The organism is Rhodococcus sp. NBC_00294 (assembly GCF_036163995.1).
GTDB lineage: Bacteria > Actinomycetota > Actinomycetes > Mycobacteriales > Mycobacteriaceae > Rhodococcoides.
On sequence record NZ_CP108043.1, the window covers coordinates 2,660,404 to 2,681,281 of the forward strand.

The window sequence follows — 20,878 nt, forward strand, 5'->3', positions numbered from 1 at the left end:
GTGTCTCGCAGCGCTGTTCCGGTCGTTCTCGTCGCCGGGTACCTCGGATCCGGTAAGACGACGTTGCTCAACCATCTCCTCCGCCGCAATCACGGCATTCGAATCGGTGTGGTGGTCAACGACTTCGGCGCCGTGGACATCGACTCGATGCTGGTCGCCGGGCAGGTCGACTCGATGATCACCCTGGGCAACGGCTGTCTGTGTTGCGCCGTCGACACCGAGGATCTCGACGAGATGTTCGGAGCCTTCACCGCGACCAGTGCCGCCGTCGACGCGATCGTCGTCGAGGCCAGCGGTGTGGCGGAGCCACGTGCTCTCATCAGGATGGTGGTCGCGAGCACCGACTCGCGGATCCGGTACGGCGGCATGGTGATGGTCGTGGACGCCCTGCACGTGCTCGAGTCGACGGCCCGGCACCAGCACCTCGCTCAGCATCTCGGTCTCGCCGACCTGGTGGTGGTGAACAAAGCGGATGCGGTGGGACCCGGACGCATCGACGAGGTGCTCACGCTGGTGCGCGACGCGGCTCCCGCTGCCCCGACGGTGGTGACGTCGCACGGAGCCGTGGACGTGTCGCTCCTTCTCGATCCGCCGGAGCGCCCCGACGACGGGTCCCGGCAACTCGCCCTCGACGATCTGTTGCGGGAGCAGGACGATCCCCACGACCACCTGCACGCGAGTTACGAGACGTTCAGCGTCGAGACCAGCGACTGCCTCGATCCGCGGGCGTTCTTCGAGTTCCTCGAGAACCCGCCGGCGGGGCTGTACAGATCCAAGGGATTCGTTCGATTCGGCCGTGGCGCGGCGCGATTCGTCGTCCAGACGGTCGGCGTCCACATCGACGTCGAGACCGCCTCGTCCCGCGGAGACACCGCGCTGGTCTTCATCGGCTCGGGACTCGACGTCGCGGCGGCGCGTTCCCGGATCGAGGCGATGATCCGCACCGAGAGTGCGACCGACGCAGAATCACTCGTGGTGCACAGGTTCCTGCGCACCGGCGACCGCTAGAGCCCCACCCACTCGCTGGTGCCGCCGGGGAACTGCTGGCGCTTCCAGATCGGCACCTCGGTCTTGATGCGATCGACCAACGCCTGCAACGCTGCGAATGCTTCGGCGCGATGGGGAGACGCGACCGCGGCGACGAGAGCGGTGTCACCGATCGTCAGGTCGCCGACGCGATGCACGGCCGCCGTCGGCAGGCCGGACGACGCGGCCGCGTCCTCGCAGCAGCGACGCAGGAACTTCTCGGCGTCGGGGTGGGCTCGGTACTCGAGTGCCGACACCGACTCGTCGTGGTCGTGGTCGCGGACGACTCCCCAGAACACCAGCACGGCACCGTGTTCAGGACCCGAGACGGCGTCGGAGACCTCCGCCGGATCGATCGGATCGCTCGAGATCCGGGCGAGAACCGTTGTCATTCGTGAGCACCGCCTCCGCGTACCTGGGCGACGAGATGGTCCACGATCGGATCCAGCACCGTCAGTCCGTCCTTCACTCCGCCGGGTGATCCGGGCAGGTTCACGATCACTGTCTTCCCAGCGACGCCCACCAACCCGCGGCTGATCGAGGCGTGCACGGTGGCTGCCAGTCCCGTACGTCGGATCTCCTCCGCGACGCCGGGTAGTTCGCGGTCGAGCAGTGGCCGGGTGGCGTCGGGTGTGGCGTCGGTGGGGGAGACGCCCGTGCCGCCGGTGCTGATGATCAGGGCGGGTCCGCCGGTGAGGGCGTCTCGTAAGCCCGCGGCCACGTCGGCGTCTGCCACGACGAGAGGCCCCCGAACGTCGAAACCGCGGTCACCGAGCCACGACACGATGCGCGGTCCCGTGGTGTCCTCGCGCGTCCCGGCTGCGCCGCCGGTGGACGCGACGACGACGACCGCAGTTCGATCGCCGAGAGGCGTTGCTGTGGAGGAGGTGTCGGGCTGGTGGTCGTCGCGCGTCCACACGCCGCGCTTGCCACCCTCCTTGCGGATCAGACGCACCGACTCGATCGACGCTGCCGGATCCACGGCCTTGACCATGTCGTGCAGCGTGAGCCCGGCGATGGACACCGCCGTCAGTGCTTCCATCTCGACGCCCGTCCGCCCGGTCGTGACGGCTGTGGCCTCTATCGTGATCGTGTCGTCGGTGAAGCCGAAGGACACTGCGACCGAGGACAGCGGAAGCGGATGGCACAGCGGAATGAGATCGGACGTCCGCTTCGCTCCGGCGATGCCGGCGATGCGCGCGGTCGACAGGACATCGGCCTTCGGCATGCCGTCGGCACGCACCAGGGCGATGACGTCCCGAGTCGTCCGCAGGGACCCGGCGGCGACCGCGGTGCGCGTGGTCTCGCTCTTCCCGCTGACGTCGACCATGCGGGCCCGGCCGTCGGAGTCCAGGTGCGAGAGCCCTGTGGAGGAACTCCCGGATGAGTGCGCAGCGGATGAATCGTTCACAGCGGCCACACTCGCACACTGTTGCCCGCAGGCACCTCGACGGTGTCCGCGGGGACGTCCACCAGGACATCAGCGGCGGCCATCGACACCACCAGGTGCGACCCCGGTCCGGACGACACCACGACGCCGGTCTCCGTGAGTCGGCCCCGCAGGAACTGACGCCGTCCGGGCAGGGATCGGACGGCCTCGTCGGCGATGCGCTCGGTGACGGTCGCGTCGGGGAGGCCCGAGAGCCTCCGGATCGCCGGACGGGCGAAGACGAGGTAAGACACCAGGGTGCTCACGGGATTGCCGGGGAAGCTGATCACCGGGGTGCCGTCGAGGTCGGTCCACCCCTGCGGCCCACCGGGCTGCATCGCGACGTGGGTGAAGGTTCCCCCGCGGGGGCCGAGCACGTCCCGGACCACCTCGAAGTCGCCCATCGACACACCCCCCGAGGTGATGATCACGTCCGCGTTCTCGGCGGCCTCGGACAGCATCGCGGAGAACTCGTCGGCGGTGTCGGTACTGCGGCCGCGGAACGTCACCACGGCGCCGTCCGCGGTCACCGAGGTCGCGAGCGTGAGACCGTTCGAGTCGTACAGCTGACCGGGTCCGAGTGCACTGCCCGCCTCGACGAGTTCGGCGCCGGTCGCGATGACCGCGACCCGCAGCCGGGGGCGGACGGTGACGTCGGATCGGCCGACGGCCGTGAGAGCGCCGAGGTGACGGGGGCCGAGCGTCGTGCCGGCCGGGACGACGACCGACCCCGCCGCGATGTCGCTGCCCTGCTCCCGTACGTACTCACCCGAGCGCCGTGAGCCGAGGACGCGGACACCGTCCCCGTCCATCTCGGTGTCCTCGACGGGGATCACCGCGTCGGCGCCCTCGGGTACCGGAGCGCCGGTCATGATCTTGCGTGCCGTGCCCGAGCGATGCCGTTCGTCCCCGGCGTCGCCGGCGGCGAGAACGCCGGTGACCGGCAGTGTGACCGGTACGCGGGCAACCGATTCCGCGTCGACCGCGTATCCGTCCATCTGGGAGTTCCGGAAGTTGGGGACGTCGATGAGGGCCTCGATGTCCGCGTGCGTCACGCGGCCGAGCGCATCGGTGAGCGGAACCGTCTCCGGGGGGCGAGCGGACCACGCGCGGGTGATCATCTCGTCGATCCGAACGGCGTGATCCTCGACCGAGCGTGCCGACGTCGTGTGCGCATGGCCCATGCGGTCATCCTAGAGCGGGAATGAGGACGGTCGGGTTCCCGTTGCCCCGAACGGGCATACTGACGTGAACGGCGAGTGGAGGTGATCGAATGACGACGGTGAGCATGGGAATTCCCAGCCTGCCCGGTGTCGTGCGCGCGCCGTCCATGGTCGGCCGTCCGGACGTTCCGCACCTGCTGGACAGTTTCGGTCGCATCGCGCGGGACCTGCGCATCTCGGTCACCGAGAAGTGCTCGCTGCGATGCACCTACTGCATGCCGGCCGAGGGGCTGCCGAACCTGGAGTTCGAACAACTGCTCACTGCGCAGGAGATCGCCCGCCTCGTCGGCGTCGCCGATCGACTCCTCGGTGTGCGCGAGGTCCGCTTCACCGGCGGCGAGCCGTTGGTCCGCAAGGACATCGTGGACATCATCGCCCTGACCTCTCAGCACGCACCCGGTGTCGAACTGTCGATGACCACCAACGGCATCGGCCTCGAACGCCGAGCGGAGCGTCTTCGCGAGGCGGGTCTGACCCGGGTCAACGTCTCTCTCGACACGATCGACCGCAAGCACTTCGCATCGTTGACCCGGCGGGACCGGTTGCCCGCCGTGCTCGGCGGCATCGACGGGGCCCTGGCGGCCGGACTGACGCCGGTCAAGATCAACGCCGTTCTCATGCGCGAGACTCTGCACGGCGCTCAGGACCTGGTGCAGTGGTGCCTGGACCGAGGTGTCGATCTGCGGTTCATCGAGCAGATGCCGCTCGACGCCGACCGGGAGTGGGCGCGCTCGACGATGGTGTCGGCGGCGGAACTGCTCGATCTGCTCGGGGAGCGGTTCACGCTCACCGAGATCGGCCGCACCGATCCGTCCGCGCCCGCCGAGGAGTGGACCGTGAACGGTGGCCCCGCCACGGTGGGCATCATCGCCTCGGTCACCCGGTCCTTCTGCGCCGACTGCGACCGGACCCGGTTGACGGCGGAGGGGACCGTGCGGTCCTGCCTGTTCAGCGACTCCGAGACCGATCTGCGGGTGGCGTTGCGCGGGGGTGCGACCGACGAGGAGATCGCGGACCTCTGGCGTGGAGCGATGTGGAACAAGTGGGCCGGCCACGGGATGGAACGTGAGGACTTCGTGCCGCCGGAACGCTCGATGGGTGCCATCGGTGGTTGAGTCCGTGACTGTGGACGTGCGGTACTTCGCGGGGGCCGCGGACGCTGCGGGCACCACGCAGGAGTCGTACGACCTGAGGGTCGGCGCGACCGTGGCGGACGTGAAGTCGGCGCTGCGTGGACGCCACGGGCAGAAATTGAATCGTGTGCTGGACGTGGCGGTGTTCCTCATCGGCGACGAGATGGTCCGCGACGACGCCTACCCCGTCGGTTCCCGGATCGACGTCCTCCCGCCCTTCGCCGGCGGCTAGAGATGGCGTTCGTCAAACGGCGTGAGGACGCGCATCCCGACTTCTTCGCCGCCGAAGCTGCAGGTCTGCGGTGGCTCGCCGACGGGGGAGCGCCTACGGTCGACGTCCTCGAGGTCGCGGCCGACCACATCGTTCTCGAACGCCTCGACTCCGTCCGGCCGACGCCGGACGCTGCTCGCCGCTTCGGCGCACTGCTCGCCCGCACCCACGACAGCGGTGCCCCCCGGTTCGGCTCGCCGCCTGCAGGTTTCGACGGAACGCTGTTCATCGGATCGCGCACCATGTCGTCGGTGGAGCACGACCGCTGGGGTGAGTTCTACGCGCAGGAACGGGTGCTGCCGTATCTCCGTGTCGCGGTCGACGCCGGCACGGTCACGCGGGACGAGGCCGACCTCGTGGAGCGTGCCTGCTCCGTCGTCGCGGACGGGTCGTTCGACTCGACCGACCCTCCGGCGCGTCTGCACGGCGACCTGTGGACCGGCAACGTGCTCTGGACGCCCGGCGGCGTGACGCTCATCGACCCCGCGGCGCACGGCGGACACCGCGAGACGGACCTCGCCATGCTGTCCCTCTTCGGCTGTCCGCACCTCGAGCACCTTCTCGACGGCTATCAGGAGCAGCACGAGCTCGCTCCGGGTGCCGAGGAACGGGTGCCTCTGCATCAGCTGCATCCCCTCGCCGTGCACGCGGCGGGCCACGGCCGGAGCTACGGCGTGGCACTGGCCGACGCCGCGACGCGAACCCTCGCGCTGGCCTGAGGTCAGGCGGAGGCGATGCGGCGGGCGAGATCCTCCCAGCCGCCGGCGAGGCGCTCGGTGGTCATTCCGGCGTCGCGTTGCAGGTGCAGCACCAGAGTGGCCTCGAGCGGGGCGAGCAGCGCGTAGGCCAGCAACGTGACATCGCCCGACACGCCGATCTGCCGCAGCAGTGTGCTCACGTGGGTCAGGCCGACCGCGTGGGCGGGCGCGGAGAAGCGCGAGACGGGCGAGTTCTCGGCTGCCCGCAGCACCTCACCCTGCACGGCGACCAGGTCGAGGCGGGCACGGCCGAACGCGACGAGTCGATCGAGCGGTGGTGCGCCGGGGCCCAGCGGGGGAGGACCGAAGAGGAAGGCCTGTTGGAGTTCGGTCTCGGTGTGGTCCAGAAGAGCGAACATCAGACCCGCACGACTGCCGAACCGACGGAACACGGTGCCCTTGCCCACACCTGCGCGGGCTGCCACGGCGTCCATGGTGACGGAGTCCGCTCCGCGCTCGTCGACCAGCCCGATCGCGGCGTCGAGGAGCAGACGGCGGTTGCGCGCGGCGTCGCAGCGCTCGCTGTCGTCGGCCGCCATCGGCAGAGGGGCATGTGTCACACCGTCAGGATAGCGCGTCACGGAAGAAAGTGGACTACGGTCCGGTTGTAGATCACGGACACACTTCGTCGAAAGGACCCACCCATGAGTCGCGTCATCGCACTCGTCGGCAGCCTCCGCGCCGCCTCCATCACCCGTCGTCTCGCCGAGACCGCCGCGTCCGTCGCACCCGAGGGCGTCGAGGTCGTCATCCACGAGGGCCTCGGAGACCTTCCGTTCTACAACGAGGACATCGACACCCCCGAGTCGGTCGCCTCGCTCGACACCGTGACCGCTCTGCGCGCGGCCGTCCAGGACGCCGACGCCGTGTTGCTGCTCACGCCCGAGTACAACGGCACCATCCCCGCAGTACTCAAGAACGCCATCGACTGGCTCTCCCGCCCCTACGGCAGCGGCGCCATCTCCACCAAGCCGACCGCCGTCATCAGTTCCTCGCCGAGCTCGAACGGCGCCCGGTGGGCCAAGGAGGACACGGAGAAGGCGGCGCGGATCGCCGGCGCGAGCGTGCTCGATGACGTCGATCTCGCCATCGGTGGCGTGGTGGCCGCGATCGACGGGGGCCATCCCCGTGACAACTCACAGATCGCCGCGGACATCGCCGAGGTTGTCACGGCGCTCACCCGCGCGGAGCTCGTCGACGCCTGAGGCTCGAGGCCCCGTCCGCAGCGCGGTCTCGCGACGCGCCCGAGGGGTCGCGACACGCCGGAGTTTTCCGCGTCCGACCAGGTAATTCCACCAGTGTCATTACAAAGTGTGGTGTTGCCTTGCACTGTCGGACACTAGGTGTAGTGTCTTGAACACCGAGAGGCCACAACGGCTCGAGGCCCGCATCACCCCCTTTTCGGAGGGGTGGATGCGGGTCCGGCGCGGTCTCTCGGACAGGTTGTCAGTGGTGTGCACGGCAGAGTCGGCGGGTCTCGCTTTCTCCAGTGCGATCCCACAGCAGCAGTGCAGGACAGCTCTCGGGCGAACAGCGAGCGCATCCGGACACAGGATGCGGAGAAGAGGATTCATGAGCGCCACCACCGTCACCGTCTACACCAAGCCCGCCTGCGTGCAGTGCAAGGCCACGTACCGCGCTCTCGACAAAGAGGGCATCGAGTACGACGTCATCGACATCTCGCAGGATCCCGAGGCACGTGACTACGTCATGGCGCTCGGCTACCTGCAGGCACCTGTCGTCGTCGCAGGCGAGGACCACTGGTCCGGCTTCCGTCCCGACCGCATCAAGACCCTCGTCACCGCCGCTGCCTGAAGCGCGTCCGCCGCGCCTTCCGACGAGGAGGCCGGCTCGGGTGAGTTCCCGACTCACCGCTGACGGCCGACCCACCCGGTCCGCGCCGTCGCGAATGTCGAAGAAGTGCGCAGAGTCGGCGGAGGATGGAGCATCGTGTCCGAATCGCTGGTCTACTTCTCGAGTGTCTCGGAGAACACCCACCGGTTCGTGGAGAAGCTCGAGATCCCCGCGACGCGCATCCCCGTCCGCTATCCCCGCGACGACGTGGAGATCGACCGTCCGTACGTCCTGATCCTCCCGACCTACGGCGGCGGCACCACCGCGCTGGGGCGCGACACGAGTTACGTCCCCAAGCCCGTCATCCGGTTCCTCAACGACGAGCACAACCGGTCCCTCATTCGCGCCGTCATCGCCGCGGGCAACACCAACTTCGGCGATTCGTACTGTTTCGCCGGGGACGTGGTCTCGGCAAAATGTCAGGTCCCGTTCCTCTATCGCTTCGAAGTCATGGGTACCCCGGAGGACGTGGAGCGGGTCCGCACCGGACTCGCCGAGTTCTGGGACCGGCTCGACGCGACCTGCACCATCTGATCGTCCGCACCAGTACCGCCCATCATCGATCTCAGGAGTACGCACATGGCACCGACCATCACCGACTCGTCTCCCGCCGTGTCGCGCCGTGACGACTCGGAGCTCGACTATCACGCTCTGAACGCGATGCTCAACCTGTACGGGCCGAACGGCGAGATCCAGTTCGAGAAGGACCGGGACGCCGCGCGGGCGTACTTCCTGCAGCACGTCAACCAGAACACGGTCTTCTTCCACAACCTCGACGAGAAGCTCGACTACCTCGTGGAGGAGAACTACTACGAGGCAGAGGTTCTCGACCAGTACTCGCGATCCTTCGTCAAGGGTCTGATCGAGCACGCCTACTCGAAGAAGTTCCGGTTCCCCACCTTCCTGGGTGCGTTCAAGTACTACACGTCCTACACACTCAAGACGTTCGACGGGAAGCGCTACCTGGAGCGCTTCGAGGATCGGGTGTGCATGGTCGCGCTGACGCTGGCCGCCGGCAACGAGACTCTCGCGACCGACCTGGTCGACGAGATCATCGCCGGCCGCTTCCAGCCGGCCACTCCCACGTTCCTCAACTCGGGTAAGAAGCAGCGCGGCGAGCCCGTCTCCTGCTTCCTCCTGCGCATCGAGGACAACATGGAGTCCATCGGTCGCTCCATCAACTCGGCACTGCAGCTGTCCAAGCGTGGTGGCGGAGTCGCGTTGCTGCTCAGCAACATTCGTGAATCCGGTGCGCCGATCAAGCGCATCGAGAACCAGTCGTCGGGCGTCATCCCCATCATGAAGCTGCTCGAGGACTCGTTCTCGTACGCGAACCAGCTCGGAGCGCGGCAGGGTGCCGGCGCGGTGTACCTGCACGCGCACCACCCGGACATCTACAAGTTCCTCGACACCAAGCGCGAGAACGCCGACGAGAAGATCCGCATCAAGACGCTGTCCCTCGGCATCGTCATCCCGGACATCACGTTCGAGCTGGCGAAGAAGAACGAGGACATGTACCTGTTCTCGCCGTACGACGTCGAGCGCATCTACGGCAAGCCCTTCGCCGACGTGAACGTCAGCGAGACCTACCACGAGATGGTCGACGACGCGCGCATCCGCAAGACGAAGATCAAGGCGCGCGAGTTCTTCCAGACTCTCGCCGAGCTGCAGTTCGAGTCGGGCTACCCCTACATCATGTTCGAGGACACGGTGAACCGGGCCAATCCCATCGAGGGCAAGATCACGCACTCGAACCTGTGCTCGGAGATCCTGCAGGTCTCGACGCCGTCCACGTTCAACGAGGATCTCTCGTACAGCCATGTGGGCAAGGACATCTCGTGCAACCTGGGTTCGCTGAACATCGCGAAGACCATGGACTCGCCCGACTTCGCGCAGACCATCGAGGTCGCCATCCGCGGCTTGACGGCCGTGTCGGACCAGACCCACATCTACTCGGTGCCGTCCATCGAGCAGGGCAACAACACCTCGCACGCCATCGGCCTCGGCCAGATGAACCTGCACGGCTACCTCGCTCGTGAGCGCATCCACTACGGCAGCGAGGAGGGTGTCGATTTCACCGACATCTACTTCTACACCGTGCTGTTCCATGCGCTGCGGGCCTCGAACCGTCTGGCGAAGGAGCGCGGCAGCTACTTCGGAGGCTTCCCGCAGTCCAAGTACGCGTCGGGCGAGTTCTTCGACAAGTACACCGAGCGCGCCTGGGAGCCCAAGACAGCGCGTGTCCGAGAGTTGTTCTCCCAGTCGGGAATCAGCATCCCGACGCAGGACGACTGGGTCGAGTTGAAGGCATCGGTGCAGCAGCACGGCATCTACAACCAGAACTTGCAGGCCGTCCCGCCGACCGGCTCCATCTCGTACATCAACTACTCCACCAGTTCCATCCACCCGGTGGCGTCGAAGATCGAGATCCGCAAGGAAGGCAAGATCGGCCGCGTCTACTACCCGGCGCCGTACCTGACCAACGACAACCTGGAGTACTACCAGGACGCGTACGAAATCGGCTACGAGAAGATCATCGACACGTATGCGGCAGCGACGCAGCACGTCGACCAGGGCCTGTCCCTCACGCTGTTCTTCAAGGACACCGCGAGCACCCGCGACATCAACAAGGCGCAGATCTACGCGTGGCGCAAGGGAATCAAGACGCTGTACTACATCCGGCTGCGCCAGATGGCCCTCGAGGGGACCGAGGTCGAGGGTTGCGTCAGCTGCATGCTCTAGTGGGCTTCGCCCCCGTGCGCCTTGTGCGCATCTGACGATGCGCACAAGGCGCACGGACGGGTGTCGTACCGGTCGTGCACCATCCCCGCATGCGCATCCGGGGGGACGAACATGAACTGCATCGACTAGTGGACGACCAGTCAGGCCTGTTCACGCAATCGCAGGTGACGGGCCTAGGGTACAGCCGAGACAGAGTTCGGCGCCACGTCGAGTCGGGCCGCTGGGCGATCGTTCTTCGGGGCGTCTACGCCATCGCAGCAGGTCCGCTCGATCGGGAACAGACTCTGCGCGCCGCCCTGCTCTACGGCGGCCCGGACTCCTTGCTCAGTCACCGGAGCGCAGCGGAGGAGTGGGGTCTGCGGCGAGTCTCATCGGGTGCACGCGCCCATGTCACGGTTCCCTACGGCCGTTCGGCGCGGTGCCAGAGTCCCACCAGGGTTCGCTCCCGAGTGACGGCGACGGGACCGGTGGCCCGCGTCGGGTCAGTTCTACATCCCGGGGTCGTGGTGCATCGGTCCCGCGCTCATGCACACATCGTGCACGACGGGCCGCTACCGAGAACCCGTGCGGCCGACACGGCGATCGACCTTACGACATCCGAATCGACTGCGCGCGAAGCGATGACGAGTCTGGTGTCCTCCGTGAGCAGTCGGATCGTGCGCCTAGACGACATCCGTGAGCGACTCGAGAAGCGTCGCCCCTACCGCTACCGTGTGGCCCTCGAACAGGCTGTGCGGTACATGTCCGACGGGGTGCAGTCCGTTCTCGAACTCGCGTACGCACTCGAGGTCGAGCAGGCGCATGAATTTCCCGTCGGTGCACGTCAGAGCCCTGTTCGCGTCGACGGGCGGACATTGTTCGAGGATGTCGACGATTCGAACGTCGGCGTCGACCTGATCGTTCGCCTGGACGGCCGTCGGTTCCACGCGATGCCCGGCGTGGCCTTCCGCGACCGTCGACGCGACAATGCCGCGGAACTTGCCGGCCGCCCGCGTCTGGTCTTCGGGTACGACGAGGTGGTCGACGATCCCTGCGGTGTCGCACGTGAGGTGACGACCGTCCTCCGTCGTGAGGGGTGGGTAGGCGAGTGGTCGGGCTGCGCCCGTTGTGAGCCTCGTGCGCATCTCTGAACGCGCATGAGGCGCACGGGTCGGAGACACACGGTGTTGTGTTGGCCCCCGGGGCATGCCACAACGGGTAGTGTTGCCGTCAGTGACAATTCGCGGCCACGGCCGCATTTCTCGCAGTCCCCGGCGCACCGCAGGTGCAGCCGTGAAGCAGAGTCATCGATCAGCAGGTAGGTACCCATGGTGAAGCTCATCGATCGCGTCTCCGCGATCAACTGGAACCGCGTCGTCGACGACAAGGATTCCGAGGTCTGGGATCGGCTCACCAGCAACTTCTGGCTGCCCGAGAAGGTGCCGATCTCGAACGACATCCCGTCCTGGGACACGCTGACGGACCACGAGAAGCAGCTCACCATGCGCGTCTTCACGGGTCTGACGCTGCTCGACACGATTCAGGGCACCGTCGGCGCCGTGTCGCTCATCCCGGACGCCATCACTCCGCACGAGGAGGCGGTGTACACCAACATCTCGTTCATGGAGTCGGTGCACGCCAAGTCCTACTCGTCGATCTTCTCGACGCTGTGCTCCACGCGCGACATCGACGATGCGTTCCGCTGGTCGGAGGAGAACCCGAATCTGCAGCGCAAGGCGTCCATCGTCATGGACTACTACAAGGGCGACGACCCGCTCAAGCGCAAGGTCGCCTCGACCCTGCTCGAGTCGTTCCTCTTCTACTCGGGCTTCTACCTGCCGATGTACTGGTCCTCGCGGGCCAAGCTCACCAACACTGCCGACCTCGTGCGCCTGATCATCCGCGACGAGGCCGTGCACGGGTACTACATCGGCTACAAGTACCAGCGCGGACTCGAGACCCGCTCGCCCGCCGAGCGCGAGGAGCTGAAGAACTACACGTTCGATCTGCTCTTCGAGCTGTACGAGAACGAGACCGAGTACACGCAGGACCTCTACGACGAGGTCGGTCTGACCGAGGACGTCAAGAAGTTCCTGCGCTACAACGCGAACAAGGCGCTCATGAACCTCGGCTACGAGGGCCTGTTCCCGAAGGACGAGTGCGACGTCAACCCGGCCATCCTGTCGGCGCTCTCACCCAACGCCGACGAGAACCACGACTTCTTCTCGGGTTCGGGCAGCTCGTACGTCATCGGCAAGGCAGTCAACACCGAGGACGACGACTGGGACTTCTGACCCACCTCACCTCGGGGCACCGTCCGCTTTGCGGGTGGTGCCCTGAGTCATGTCTGGTGAGCACGTCTCGAGTGCGAGGTGCTCCGGTTCCCGCAACCCGCTTCGGTTGTAGCAGGAGCGGGTTGCGGAAACCGGAGCACGTGCGCCGTTGCGCCCTCCTGCAACGGTTGTAGCAATCTGCACCGGTGGTGACCGGTGAAGGTGGCCGAAATCGGTGAGGGTGTACGGGCGCGCCCGACACTGAGCAGCGGTGCACACAGGACGCGGCAGGACGGCACGACCTACCGTCGGAACCAGGCCTCCGGGCCGTGGTCCAGCGCCTTCGCGATGCGGAGAGTCGAGGTGTCGGTGATGTCCGCGGGCAGCGCATCGCGCGCGAACCACTGCACGTCGAGGTTCTCGTCGTCCGCGACCCGCGCCTCGCCGGCGACGTACCGGGCGAGGAAGCAGACGTCGAGGTACTGGGTGCGGTCGCCGTTCGGGTAGACGATGGGCTCGGTGACGTCGACACTCGTCAACCGCACGAGCTCGGCCGTCACGCCCGTCTCCTCCAGGATCTCCCGGAGGGCGGCCGGTCCGGGTTCCTCGCCGGGCTCGAGGACGCCGGACACCACGGCCCAGAGCTCGTTGTCCTTGCGACGCGTCAGCAGGAGCCGATCGTCGGCGTCGAGCACGACGGCACTGACACCGGAGAGCCAGAGCGGATCGTGACCGATCTTGGCGCGCAGGGTGGTGATGAACTCGGGTATCGGCACTCCCGGAACGCTACCGCCGACGCGTCAGACGTAGCCGTTCAGCGTGTTCGACACGTCGGTGAGGACCGCGCCCGCAGCCACGAGGCCCTCGCCCGACCACACCGTGTCGTCGACGCTGAACACGCGACTGTCCGTCGCGGCGCCGAGGTCCTTCCAGGCGTCCGAGTCCATGACCTCGGTGCCGCGTTCCAGCCCCGCCTGTCCGTCGAACATGACGTAGATCAGGTCGCCCTCCGCGTCGGACAGATCGTCCTGCGGGAGTGCGCGGGTCTCGCCCAGCTGAGGCCCCGGTCGTCGCACGCCCGCCTGCGCGAGTACCTGCCCCGCGAAGCTGTCGTCGCCGAGCAGTTGTGTGCCGTCGGCGCCGAAGCGCACGAGAGACGCCTCGGTGATGCGGGAGTTCTGCTCGCGGCCCACGGTCTCGGCGCGTGCGCGGTACTGCTCCGTCGCACGGGTGGCGGCGTCACGTCGTCCCATCGCCGCGGCCGCGAGCGTGGACCGTTCGAGCCACGACGACGACGCGCGCGTGAGAACGGTCGGGGCGATGCCGTCGAGTTGCGCGGTGACGGCGGGGTCGAGGGCGTCGCCGCCGATGATGACGTCCGGAGCCAGTGCTCGGATCGCGTCGACGTCGGGGGAGCCCTCGGGTCCGACGCCGGCGATCTCGGCGATGCCGGTGCCGAGGTAGTCCGGGCGCAGCAGGCCGGACGGGGGAGCGGTGGGAGCGAGCGGCGCCGTGGGTGCGCCGACGACGCGCTCCCAGGTGCCGACGGCGCACGACGCGTCGAGTGCCGTCATGGTGAGAACCACGACACGTTGCGGATCGGCGGGCACCGTGGTCGCACGGCCGCTGCCGACGACGAGCCGGGTGTCACCTTGCTGACCGACCGAGTCGACCGGCTGCGGGAGCGCGCACAGGCCGGCGGTGTCACGTTCGATGCCGACGACGCCGGCTCCGGCCACGTTCGTGGTGGTCCGCACAATGGTGGAGGCGTCGTCACTCGAGGTGTCGCCGCAGGCAGAGAGGGCGAGCATCGCGGGAATCGTCGCGAGGGCGACGACCGATCGAGCGTGACGACGAGAGCGATCCGACATGGCCGAGACCTTACGGGCAGTCCGGAAGCCGGTCGCTCGGCGAGTGGCGGGCAGGCCGTGCTCCGGTCGTGGAGGCCTTCGGAAGAGGGCCTCCCGCGGGCCGGAAAATGCGACACCCGGGTGGAAGTACGACACTTCGTAGGACCCGTGCCGCAGTTCGTGTGTCATGGGGTTACGATCCATAGAGCGCACGAATTTCATGCGTCCACCTCGGGCACGGGGAGACGCGCTTTCAGGAGGATCAGTGACTGCCCTAGCGCCCCAGCCAGTCCCCGAGCTGACGGCTTCACGGCCGTACCCGCCCCGTATGGGGCCCAAGGGATCGTTCATCCACAAGATGGTGACGACCACCGATCCGAAGACGCTCGGGATCATGTACATGGTTACGTCGTTCGGCTTCTTCTTGTTCGGTGGCGTCCTCGCCCTGCTCATGCGTGCGGAGCTCGCCCTCCCGGGCATGCAGTTCCTGTCGAACGAGCAGTACAACCAGCTCTTCACCATGCACGGCACGATCATGTTGCTGCTGTACGCGACGCCCATCGTGTTCGCGTTCGCCAACTACATCCTCCCGCTGCAGATCGGTGCGCCCGACGTGGCGTTCCCACGTCTGAACGCGTTCAGCTACTGGCTGTACCTGTTCGGCGCACTCATCGCCTCGGCGGGCTTCATCACCCCCGGTGGCGCTGCAGACTTCGGCTGGACGGCCTACACGCCGCTCACCGACGCCGTGCACTCGCCGGGCGTGGGCGCGGACTTCTGGATCATGGGCCTCGCGCTCTCGGGCCTCGGCACCATCCTCGGTGGCGTGAACATGATCACGACGGTCATCTGCCTGCGTGCCCCGGGCATGACCATGTTCCGGATGCCCATCTTCACCTGGAACATCTTCGTGACGATGATCCTCGTGCTGCTCGCCTTCCCGCTGCTCACCGCGGCACTGCTGGGACTGGCGGCCGACCGACACCTGGGTGCGCACCTGTTCGATCCGGCCACGGGCGGTGTGTTGCTGTGGCAGCACCTGTTCTGGTTCTTCGGTCACCCCGAGGTGTACATCATCGCGCTGCCGTTCTTCGGCATCGTGTCGGAGATCTTCCCGGTCTTCTCCCGTAAGCCGCTGTTCGGTTACACGGGCCTGATCTACGCCACCATCGCCATCGCGGCGCTGTCCATCGCCGTGTGGGCCCACCACATGTACGCGACCGGTGCGGTGCTGCTGCCGTTCTTCTCCTTCATGACGTTCCTCATCGCCGTCCCGACGGGTGTGAAGTTCTTCAACTGGATCGGCACGATGTGGAAGGGCCAGCTGACGTTCGAGACGCCGATGCTGTTCTCGGTCGGCTTCCTGGTCACGTTCCTCTTCGGTGGTCTGTCCGGTGTGCTGCTCGCCAGCCCGCCCATCGACTTCCACGTCACCGACTCCTACTTCGTGGTGGCGCACTTCCACTACGTGCTGTTCGGCACGATCGTGTTCGCGACCTACGCCGGTATCTACTTCTGGTTCCCGAAGATGACGGGCCGGATGATGGACGAGGCTCTCGGCAAGTGGCACTTCTGGGCCACCTTCGTCGGCTTCCACGCCACGTTCCTGGTGCAGCACTGGCTCGGCGCCGAGGGATTCCCGCGTCGCTACGCGGACTACCTCCCGTCCGACGGCTTCACGGTGCTCAATTCGATCTCGACGGTCGGTGCTTTCGTCCTCGGCGCCTCGACGTTGCCGTTCCTCTGGAACGCCTTCAAGAGCTACCGCTACGGCGAGGTCGTCACGGTCGACGATCCGTGGGGCTACGGCAACTCCCTGGAGTGGGCGACCAGCTGCCCGCCGCCGCGCCACAACTTCGTGGAGCTCCCGCGTATCCGCTCCGAGCGCCCCGCGTTCGAGCTGCACTACCCGCACATGGTCGAACGCATGCGAGACGAAGCGCATGTGGGACCGGGCCACGGTGGAGGCAAGACCACCGAGGTGCTCGAGCAGGCACGCCGCGCGCCGATCGCGACCAGCGATCACGAAGGTTCGGGCGACCGCGACAAGTAGTCCTCTCGTTCCACGACCGTTCCAGCGACGAGCCCCTCTCCTCACGGTGAGGGGCTTTTCGTGTGACAAGGAGATACCTCGATGGTGGAGACACCACCCCCGCCGACGTCCGTGCTCGTGACGGTCACCGGCGGTGACAAGCCCGGTGTCACATCCGTGCTCTTCGCCTCGCTGGCGCGACACGACGTCAGCGTCGTGGACGTGGAGCAGGTGGTCATTCGCGGTCGCCTGACGCTCGGTGTCCTGGGCAGTTGCCCCGGGGACGTCGAAAGTTTGCAGGAGCACCTCGAGGAGGCCATGGGCACGGTTGGTGTCCACGTCGACGTCGAGGTCGGGGGAGCGCACGGTCGTTCGCCCCTCTCCACCCACGTCGTCGTCGTGTTGGGACGGCCCGTCACCGCGCGAGCCATCAGCGTGCTGTCGAGCGAACTCGCGCGACAGGGCGCCAACATCGACTCGATCCGCGGTATCGCCGACTACCCGGTGACGGGACTCGAGCTGTTGGTCTCGGCCCGTCCGCAGGAGGAGGGCGGGCTGTCGAGCGACGAGGCCGACGAGGCGTTGCGGTCGGCGCTCGCGACCGTGGCTGCCGGAGTCGGTATCGACGTCGCCGTCGAACGGTCCGGACTGGCTCGTCGAGCGAAGCGCCTCATCGTGTTCGACGTCGACTCGACGCTGGTGCAGGGCGAGGTCATCGAGATGCTCGCGGCGCGGGCCGGAGTCGAGGACGAGGTCCGAGCCGTCACCGAGGCGGCCATGCGAGGCGAGATCGACTTCGCGGAGTCACTGCACCGTCGAGTCGCGACCCTGGCCGGGTTGGACGCATCGGTCATCGACGACGTCGCCGAGGATCTCGAGCTCACGCCGGGCGCGCGCACCACCATTCGGACGTTGCGACGACTCGGCTATCACTGCGGCGTGGTGTCGGGCGGTTTCCGGCAGGTGATCGAGGGCTTGGCGCACGAGCTCGAACTGGACTTCGTGAAGGCGAACACCCTGGAGATCGTCGACGGCAAGCTCACCGGCCGCGTGATCGGCGATGTCGTCGATCGCGCGGCGAAGGCGGTGGCGCTGCGCCAGTTCGCCTCACAGGTCGGTGTGCCGATGGAGCAGACGGTGGCGGTCGGCGACGGTGCCAACGACATCGACATGCTCACCGCGGCGGGTCTCGGCATCGCCTTCAACGCGAAGCCGGCGCTGCGCGAGGTCGCGGACGCGGCGCTGTCCTATCCGTTCCTCGACGCGCTGCTCTTCGTCCTCGGTGTCACCCGCAGTGAGATCGAGGCCGCCGACTCCCTCGACGGCGGGGTTCGCCGCATCCCCATCCCGTGATCGACGAGGGTCCCCTGGAGGACGTCCGGCCGTCCACCCTCGAGGAGCGCCACGCGGTGCTGGTGGCCGGGACGAGTGCGGCCGGTTCCTACGGCTCGCGAGTCGATCCGCCCGATCCTGCCGACGTGCGCGCGATGCCGCTGGTGCTCCACATCCCCAAGGTCGATCCGCCGGCCCGGTCCGACCTGCTGGCCGCGGCGGCGTCCGCGACGCTGCAGGTGTGCCTGGACGAGCGCATCGCCCCGGGCGGTCCCTGGCACGAGGAGTACACGGCGTGGCTGGGTGCGCGGATCCGCAAGGTGTCCCGTCGCGCGCGGGGCGCGCAGTGGACGGCAGCGCAGGAGGTGGACGGCGTGACCGTCGACGCGGGCGGGGCGTCGGCTCGGGCCTACGTGCCGTGCCGTGTGGGTGATCTGGACTCGAGGCTGCGCAAGCTCCAGGTGGGAGGCACCGACCTGCCGGCCGACGACCCGGGACCGCACGCCGAGGGTGCCGTGCGGCTCTGGGTGGACGCGGAGCTCGAGTGACCGTCGGCAAGACCGCCGCCCAGGTGGGACACGCCGTGATGCTCGCTGCCGGTGCCATGACGGTCGAGGACGTCCGGGTGTGGCAGGACGCGCAGTGGGCCGTCAGCGTTCGTGATGCCGATGCCGAGACCTGGTCTCGCCTCGTGGCCGAGTGCGAGCGCGGCACCGCCGTCGGCGTGCGGGACGCCGGCTACACGGAGGTCGCCCCCGGGTCGATGACCGTGATCGCCGAGCTGGACGTCCCGCGCACCGCCTGAGTCAGGACGGGATCGTCGAGATGTAGACGAGCACGATCGGACCGGCCACTCGGACGGTGCTTCCCGCGGTGACGGGCGACGCGTCCACCGGTCGACCGTCGGGTGTCGCGGAGTCGAAGACGGGAACGTAACCGGGTGCCTCGTCCGGCCCGTGTCGACGGTGATCGGGGAGGACGATGTTCGCATCGCCTCCCGAGTGCACCACCAGCAGAGCCGAATCGAAGGTCTCCGCCTCGACCCCTGCGTGTCGGAGCGCGGGGATGCGCACGTCGGATCCGTCGACCCAGGCCTGCAGGGTCCGGGCGTGATCGTCGTTCCACCGATCGCCGACGATCTCGGCCCCGTCGTGGTCGAACCACATGAGATCCGGTTCGCCGCTGGGTGTGTCACGACCGGCGAAGAACTCCTGTTGGCGCAGAACGGGTGCCGATCGACGCAGCCGCAGTGCTCGTCCCAGAGTCGCCGTCAGGGCGTCGTCCCGTCTCGACCAGTCGATCGCGTGCGCATCCGCGGCCGATGTTTCCTGCGGCACGCAGTAGGCATTGTTGTTGCCGTGCTGCGTGTGTCCCAGTTCGTCGCCGGCCAGGAACATCGGTGTCCCGGTGGACAGGGCCAGGGTCGACAGCAGCGCACGCACGTGTCGATCGCGCGCCGCGAGCACGGCGGGGTCCTCGGTCTCGCCCTCGACGCCGTGATTCACCGAGAGGTTGTTGTCGGTGCCGTCGCGGTTGGACTCGCCGTTGGCCTCGTTGTGCTTGGCGTTGTAGGACACCAGGTCTCGCGCGGTGAAGCCGTCGTGAGCGGTGACGAAGTTGACGGACGCCCACGGCCTGCGTCCGGTCGGCGCGAACAGATCTTCGGATCCCGCGAGGCGTGACGCCAGCTCACGCACACCGCCGTGCCCGGCGAAGAAGCGGCGCAGCGTGTCTCGGTAGCGGTCGTTCCACTCGCTCCACACGCCGCCGAACCCGCCGACCTGGTACCCGGGCCCGGTCGCGTCCCACGGCTCGGCGATCAGCTTGGCACGGCACAGGATCGGGTCGGCGGCGATGGCGCTCAACATCGGGGCGTGCGGATCGAAGCGCCATCCGCCCGGCCTGCCCAGAGTGCTGGCGAGATCGAAGCGGAAGCCGTCGACCCCCAGTTCGGTGACCCAGTACCGCAACGAGTCGCAGACCATCCGGACGACGGCCGGGGACGCGGCGTCGACGGTGTTGCCGCATCCCGTCAGATCGATGTCGTGACCGCGGGCGTCCAGCAGGTAGTACCCGCGCGCGTCCAGGCCGCGCCACGAGAGGGAGGGGCCGTCGACACCGCCCTCGCAGGTGTGGTTGTAGACGACGTCGAGGATCACCTCGATACCCGCCTCGTGCAGCGTGTCCACCATCGTGCGGAACTCGGTGACCTCGGCGCCGGGGACCGAGGCGTACGACGGTTCGACGGCGAAGTACGAGCCGGTGCTGTAGCCCCAGTGGTTGCGCATCCCTCGGGCGCGCACACCGGGTTCGGTGAGGCACGCGTGCACCGGAAGCAGTTCCACCGCCGTCACACCCAGCGTACGAAGGTGCTCGAGCACCGCAGGGTGAACAAGTCCGAGGTAGGTGCCGCGTAGATTCTCGGGGACGTCCGGATGGGCACCGGTGAACGACCCGACGTGCACCTCGTACACGACGGTGCGGTCCCAGTCGGTCTCGAGTCGCGGTGCGTCCGAGGCCGGCAGGGGAGCGGTGACCACCGCGAGGGGAGCATGTCCCAGCGAGTCGACCGTCGACTGCGGTCCGAACGGGTCGTCGCGATACGGCAGGAGGGCTCGCGCGTCGCCGAGGCTGCCGACGATGCGCCGTGCGTAGGGGTCGAGAAGGATCTTGTGCGGATCGAACCGGTGACCGGCCTCGGGATTCCACGGTCCGGAGACGCGGTAGCCGTAGACGGATCCGACGCCGGCCTCGGCGACCACACCGTGCCAGATGCCGTACGTGCGCTGGGTGAGGAGGTGACGCGACTCCCGTGAGTCGGGGCCTGACCCGTCCACCAGACACACCTCGACGGCGTGCGCGTCGGGTGCGTGCACGGCGAAGCAGACGCCGCCCTCCACGGGGTGGGCGCCCAACGGGAAGGGCCTGCCCGACGCGGCGGCGGACTTCGGTGAGTTCTGTTCGTGCGACACGCGT

Annotated in this window: 19 protein-coding genes and 1 pseudogene; 13 read left to right on the forward strand and 7 right to left on the reverse strand. The window is 67.6% G+C overall.

Annotated elements, in window-relative coordinates:
- Positions 1-1,008: a CobW family GTP-binding protein gene (locus tag OHB23_RS12485; protein WP_328809637.1), complete on the forward strand. Its 1,008-nt coding sequence runs from the start codon at positions 1-3 to the stop codon at positions 1,006-1,008.
- Here the strand turns inward: OHB23_RS12485 and OHB23_RS12490 are convergent.
- From OHB23_RS12490 to OHB23_RS12500, 3 genes are read right to left on the reverse strand one after another with little or no spacing between them, the layout of a single operon-like run.
- Positions 1,005-1,418, reverse strand: coding sequence for a molybdenum cofactor biosynthesis protein MoaE (locus tag OHB23_RS12490; protein ID WP_328809638.1), 414 nt, complete (start codon positions 1,416-1,418; stop codon positions 1,005-1,007). The genes OHB23_RS12485 and OHB23_RS12490 overlap by 4 nt on opposite strands.
- Positions 1,415-2,437, reverse strand: coding sequence for a bifunctional molybdenum cofactor biosynthesis protein MoaC/MoaB (moaCB, locus tag OHB23_RS12495; protein WP_285185367.1), 1,023 nt, complete (start codon positions 2,435-2,437; stop codon positions 1,415-1,417). The genes OHB23_RS12490 and moaCB overlap by 4 nt, the downstream gene beginning before the upstream one ends.
- Positions 2,434-3,639 (reverse strand): molybdopterin molybdotransferase MoeA, encoded by a 1,206-nt coding sequence (locus OHB23_RS12500; RefSeq protein ID WP_328809639.1) that lies wholly within the window; start codon positions 3,637-3,639, stop codon positions 2,434-2,436. Before OHB23_RS12500 ends, moaCB begins: the two co-directional genes overlap by 4 nt.
- Before the next feature lie 89 nt (positions 3,640-3,728).
- On the opposite strand from OHB23_RS12500, the gene moaA reads away from it, so the two are divergent.
- Genes moaA through OHB23_RS12515 form a run of 3 tightly spaced genes read left to right on the forward strand, consistent with a single transcriptional unit; the run spans position 3,729 to position 5,801 of the window.
- Entirely contained in the window at positions 3,729-4,793 is a 1,065-nt protein-coding gene (gene moaA / locus OHB23_RS12505) for a GTP 3',8-cyclase MoaA (protein ID WP_222630637.1), read from the forward strand.
- A 4-nt stretch (positions 4,794-4,797) separates the two neighbouring features.
- Positions 4,798-5,043 (forward strand): MoaD/ThiS family protein, encoded by a 246-nt coding sequence (locus OHB23_RS12510; RefSeq protein WP_307092495.1) that lies wholly within the window; start codon positions 4,798-4,800, stop codon positions 5,041-5,043.
- 2 nt (positions 5,044-5,045) lie between these two features.
- Complete coding sequence (locus tag OHB23_RS12515; protein ID WP_222630639.1) at positions 5,046-5,801, forward strand: fructosamine kinase family protein; 756 nt, start codon at positions 5,046-5,048, stop codon at positions 5,799-5,801.
- A 2-nt stretch (positions 5,802-5,803) separates the two neighbouring features.
- Here OHB23_RS12515 and OHB23_RS12520 read toward each other — a convergent pair whose 3' ends face one another.
- Entirely contained in the window at positions 5,804-6,400 is a 597-nt protein-coding gene (locus tag OHB23_RS12520) for a TetR/AcrR family transcriptional regulator (RefSeq protein ID WP_222649253.1), read from the reverse strand.
- Positions 6,401-6,484: 84 nt separating this feature from the next.
- On the opposite strand from OHB23_RS12520, the gene OHB23_RS12525 reads away from it, so the two are divergent.
- The 6 genes from OHB23_RS12525 (at position 6,485) to nrdF (ending at position 12,709) form a co-directional block, all read left to right on the forward strand.
- A complete protein-coding gene (locus OHB23_RS12525; RefSeq protein WP_222637772.1) occupies positions 6,485-7,045 on the forward strand; it encodes an NAD(P)H-dependent oxidoreductase in 561 nt (186 codons plus the stop codon).
- 367 nt (positions 7,046-7,412) lie between these two features.
- Positions 7,413-7,655, forward strand: coding sequence for a redoxin NrdH (locus OHB23_RS12530; protein ID WP_027507048.1), 243 nt, complete (start codon positions 7,413-7,415; stop codon positions 7,653-7,655).
- A gap of 135 nt (positions 7,656-7,790) precedes the next feature.
- A complete protein-coding gene (gene nrdI / locus OHB23_RS12535; protein WP_037187075.1) occupies positions 7,791-8,228 on the forward strand; it encodes a class Ib ribonucleoside-diphosphate reductase assembly flavoprotein NrdI in 438 nt (145 codons plus the stop codon).
- Between the two features lie 45 nt (positions 8,229-8,273).
- Positions 8,274-10,436: a class 1b ribonucleoside-diphosphate reductase subunit alpha gene (gene nrdE, locus OHB23_RS12540; RefSeq protein WP_027507046.1), complete on the forward strand. Its 2,163-nt coding sequence runs from the start codon at positions 8,274-8,276 to the stop codon at positions 10,434-10,436.
- Between the two features lie 89 nt (positions 10,437-10,525).
- Entirely contained in the window at positions 10,526-11,566 is a 1,041-nt protein-coding gene (locus OHB23_RS12545; RefSeq protein ID WP_328809640.1) for a type IV toxin-antitoxin system AbiEi family antitoxin domain-containing protein, read from the forward strand.
- Between the two features lie 177 nt (positions 11,567-11,743).
- On the forward strand, positions 11,744-12,709 hold the full coding sequence (gene nrdF / locus OHB23_RS12550; RefSeq protein ID WP_056445506.1) for a class 1b ribonucleoside-diphosphate reductase subunit beta: 966 nt from the start codon (positions 11,744-11,746) through the stop codon (positions 12,707-12,709).
- A 281-nt stretch (positions 12,710-12,990) separates the two neighbouring features.
- Here the strand turns inward: nrdF and OHB23_RS12555 are convergent, their stop codons facing one another.
- The gene (locus OHB23_RS12555) at positions 12,991-13,464 is read right to left on the reverse strand and encodes an NUDIX hydrolase (RefSeq protein ID WP_027507044.1); all 474 of its coding nucleotides are present in this window, start codon (positions 13,462-13,464) and stop codon (positions 12,991-12,993) included.
- 24 nt (positions 13,465-13,488) lie between these two features.
- The gene (locus OHB23_RS12560; protein WP_027507043.1) at positions 13,489-14,559 is read right to left on the reverse strand and encodes an ABC transporter substrate-binding protein; all 1,071 of its coding nucleotides are present in this window, start codon (positions 14,557-14,559) and stop codon (positions 13,489-13,491) included.
- Between the two features lie 244 nt (positions 14,560-14,803).
- Between OHB23_RS12560 and ctaD the strand changes: the two genes are divergently transcribed.
- From ctaD to OHB23_RS12575, 3 genes and pseudogenes are all read left to right on the forward strand, one after another.
- Complete coding sequence (ctaD, locus tag OHB23_RS12565) at positions 14,804-16,591, forward strand: aa3-type cytochrome oxidase subunit I (protein WP_328809641.1); 1,788 nt, start codon at positions 14,804-14,806, stop codon at positions 16,589-16,591.
- An 81-nt stretch (positions 16,592-16,672) separates the two neighbouring features.
- Positions 16,673-17,923: a phosphoserine phosphatase SerB gene (gene serB, locus OHB23_RS12570; RefSeq protein ID WP_027507041.1), complete on the forward strand. Its 1,251-nt coding sequence runs from the start codon at positions 16,673-16,675 to the stop codon at positions 17,921-17,923.
- 134 nt (positions 17,924-18,057) lie between these two features.
- Positions 18,058-18,707 (forward strand): annotated as a pseudogene (locus OHB23_RS12575) (peptidyl-tRNA hydrolase).
- 1 nt (position 18,708) lies between these two features.
- On the opposite strand, the gene glgX reads toward OHB23_RS12575, so the two are convergent.
- Positions 18,709-20,874: a glycogen debranching protein GlgX gene (glgX, locus tag OHB23_RS12580; RefSeq protein ID WP_222645393.1), complete on the reverse strand. Its 2,166-nt coding sequence runs from the start codon at positions 20,872-20,874 to the stop codon at positions 18,709-18,711.
- Between the last annotated feature and the right edge of the window lie 4 nt (positions 20,875-20,878).

Coding starts and splice junctions, on each gene's coding strand:
- OHB23_RS12490 (WP_328809638.1), bottom strand. CDS start 1,418: ATGACAACGGTTCTCGCCCGGATCTCGAGCGATCCGATCGATCCGGCG.
- OHB23_RS12500 (WP_328809639.1), bottom strand. CDS start 3,639: ATGGGCCATGCGCACACGACGTCGGCACGCTCGGTCGAGGATCACGCC.
- moaA (WP_222630637.1), top strand. CDS start 3,729: ATGACGACGGTGAGCATGGGAATTCCCAGCCTGCCCGGTGTCGTGCGC.
- OHB23_RS12515 (WP_222630639.1), top strand. CDS start 5,046: ATGGCGTTCGTCAAACGGCGTGAGGACGCGCATCCCGACTTCTTCGCC.
- OHB23_RS12525 (WP_222637772.1), top strand. CDS start 6,485: ATGAGTCGCGTCATCGCACTCGTCGGCAGCCTCCGCGCCGCCTCCATC.
- OHB23_RS12530 (WP_027507048.1), top strand. CDS start 7,413: ATGAGCGCCACCACCGTCACCGTCTACACCAAGCCCGCCTGCGTGCAG.
- nrdE (WP_027507046.1), top strand. CDS start 8,274: ATGGCACCGACCATCACCGACTCGTCTCCCGCCGTGTCGCGCCGTGAC.
- OHB23_RS12545 (WP_328809640.1), top strand. CDS start 10,526: ATGCGCATCCGGGGGGACGAACATGAACTGCATCGACTAGTGGACGAC.
- nrdF (WP_056445506.1), top strand. CDS start 11,744: ATGGTGAAGCTCATCGATCGCGTCTCCGCGATCAACTGGAACCGCGTC.
- OHB23_RS12560 (WP_027507043.1), bottom strand. CDS start 14,559: ATGTCGGATCGCTCTCGTCGTCACGCTCGATCGGTCGTCGCCCTCGCG.
- serB (WP_027507041.1), top strand. CDS start 16,673: ATGGTGGAGACACCACCCCCGCCGACGTCCGTGCTCGTGACGGTCACC.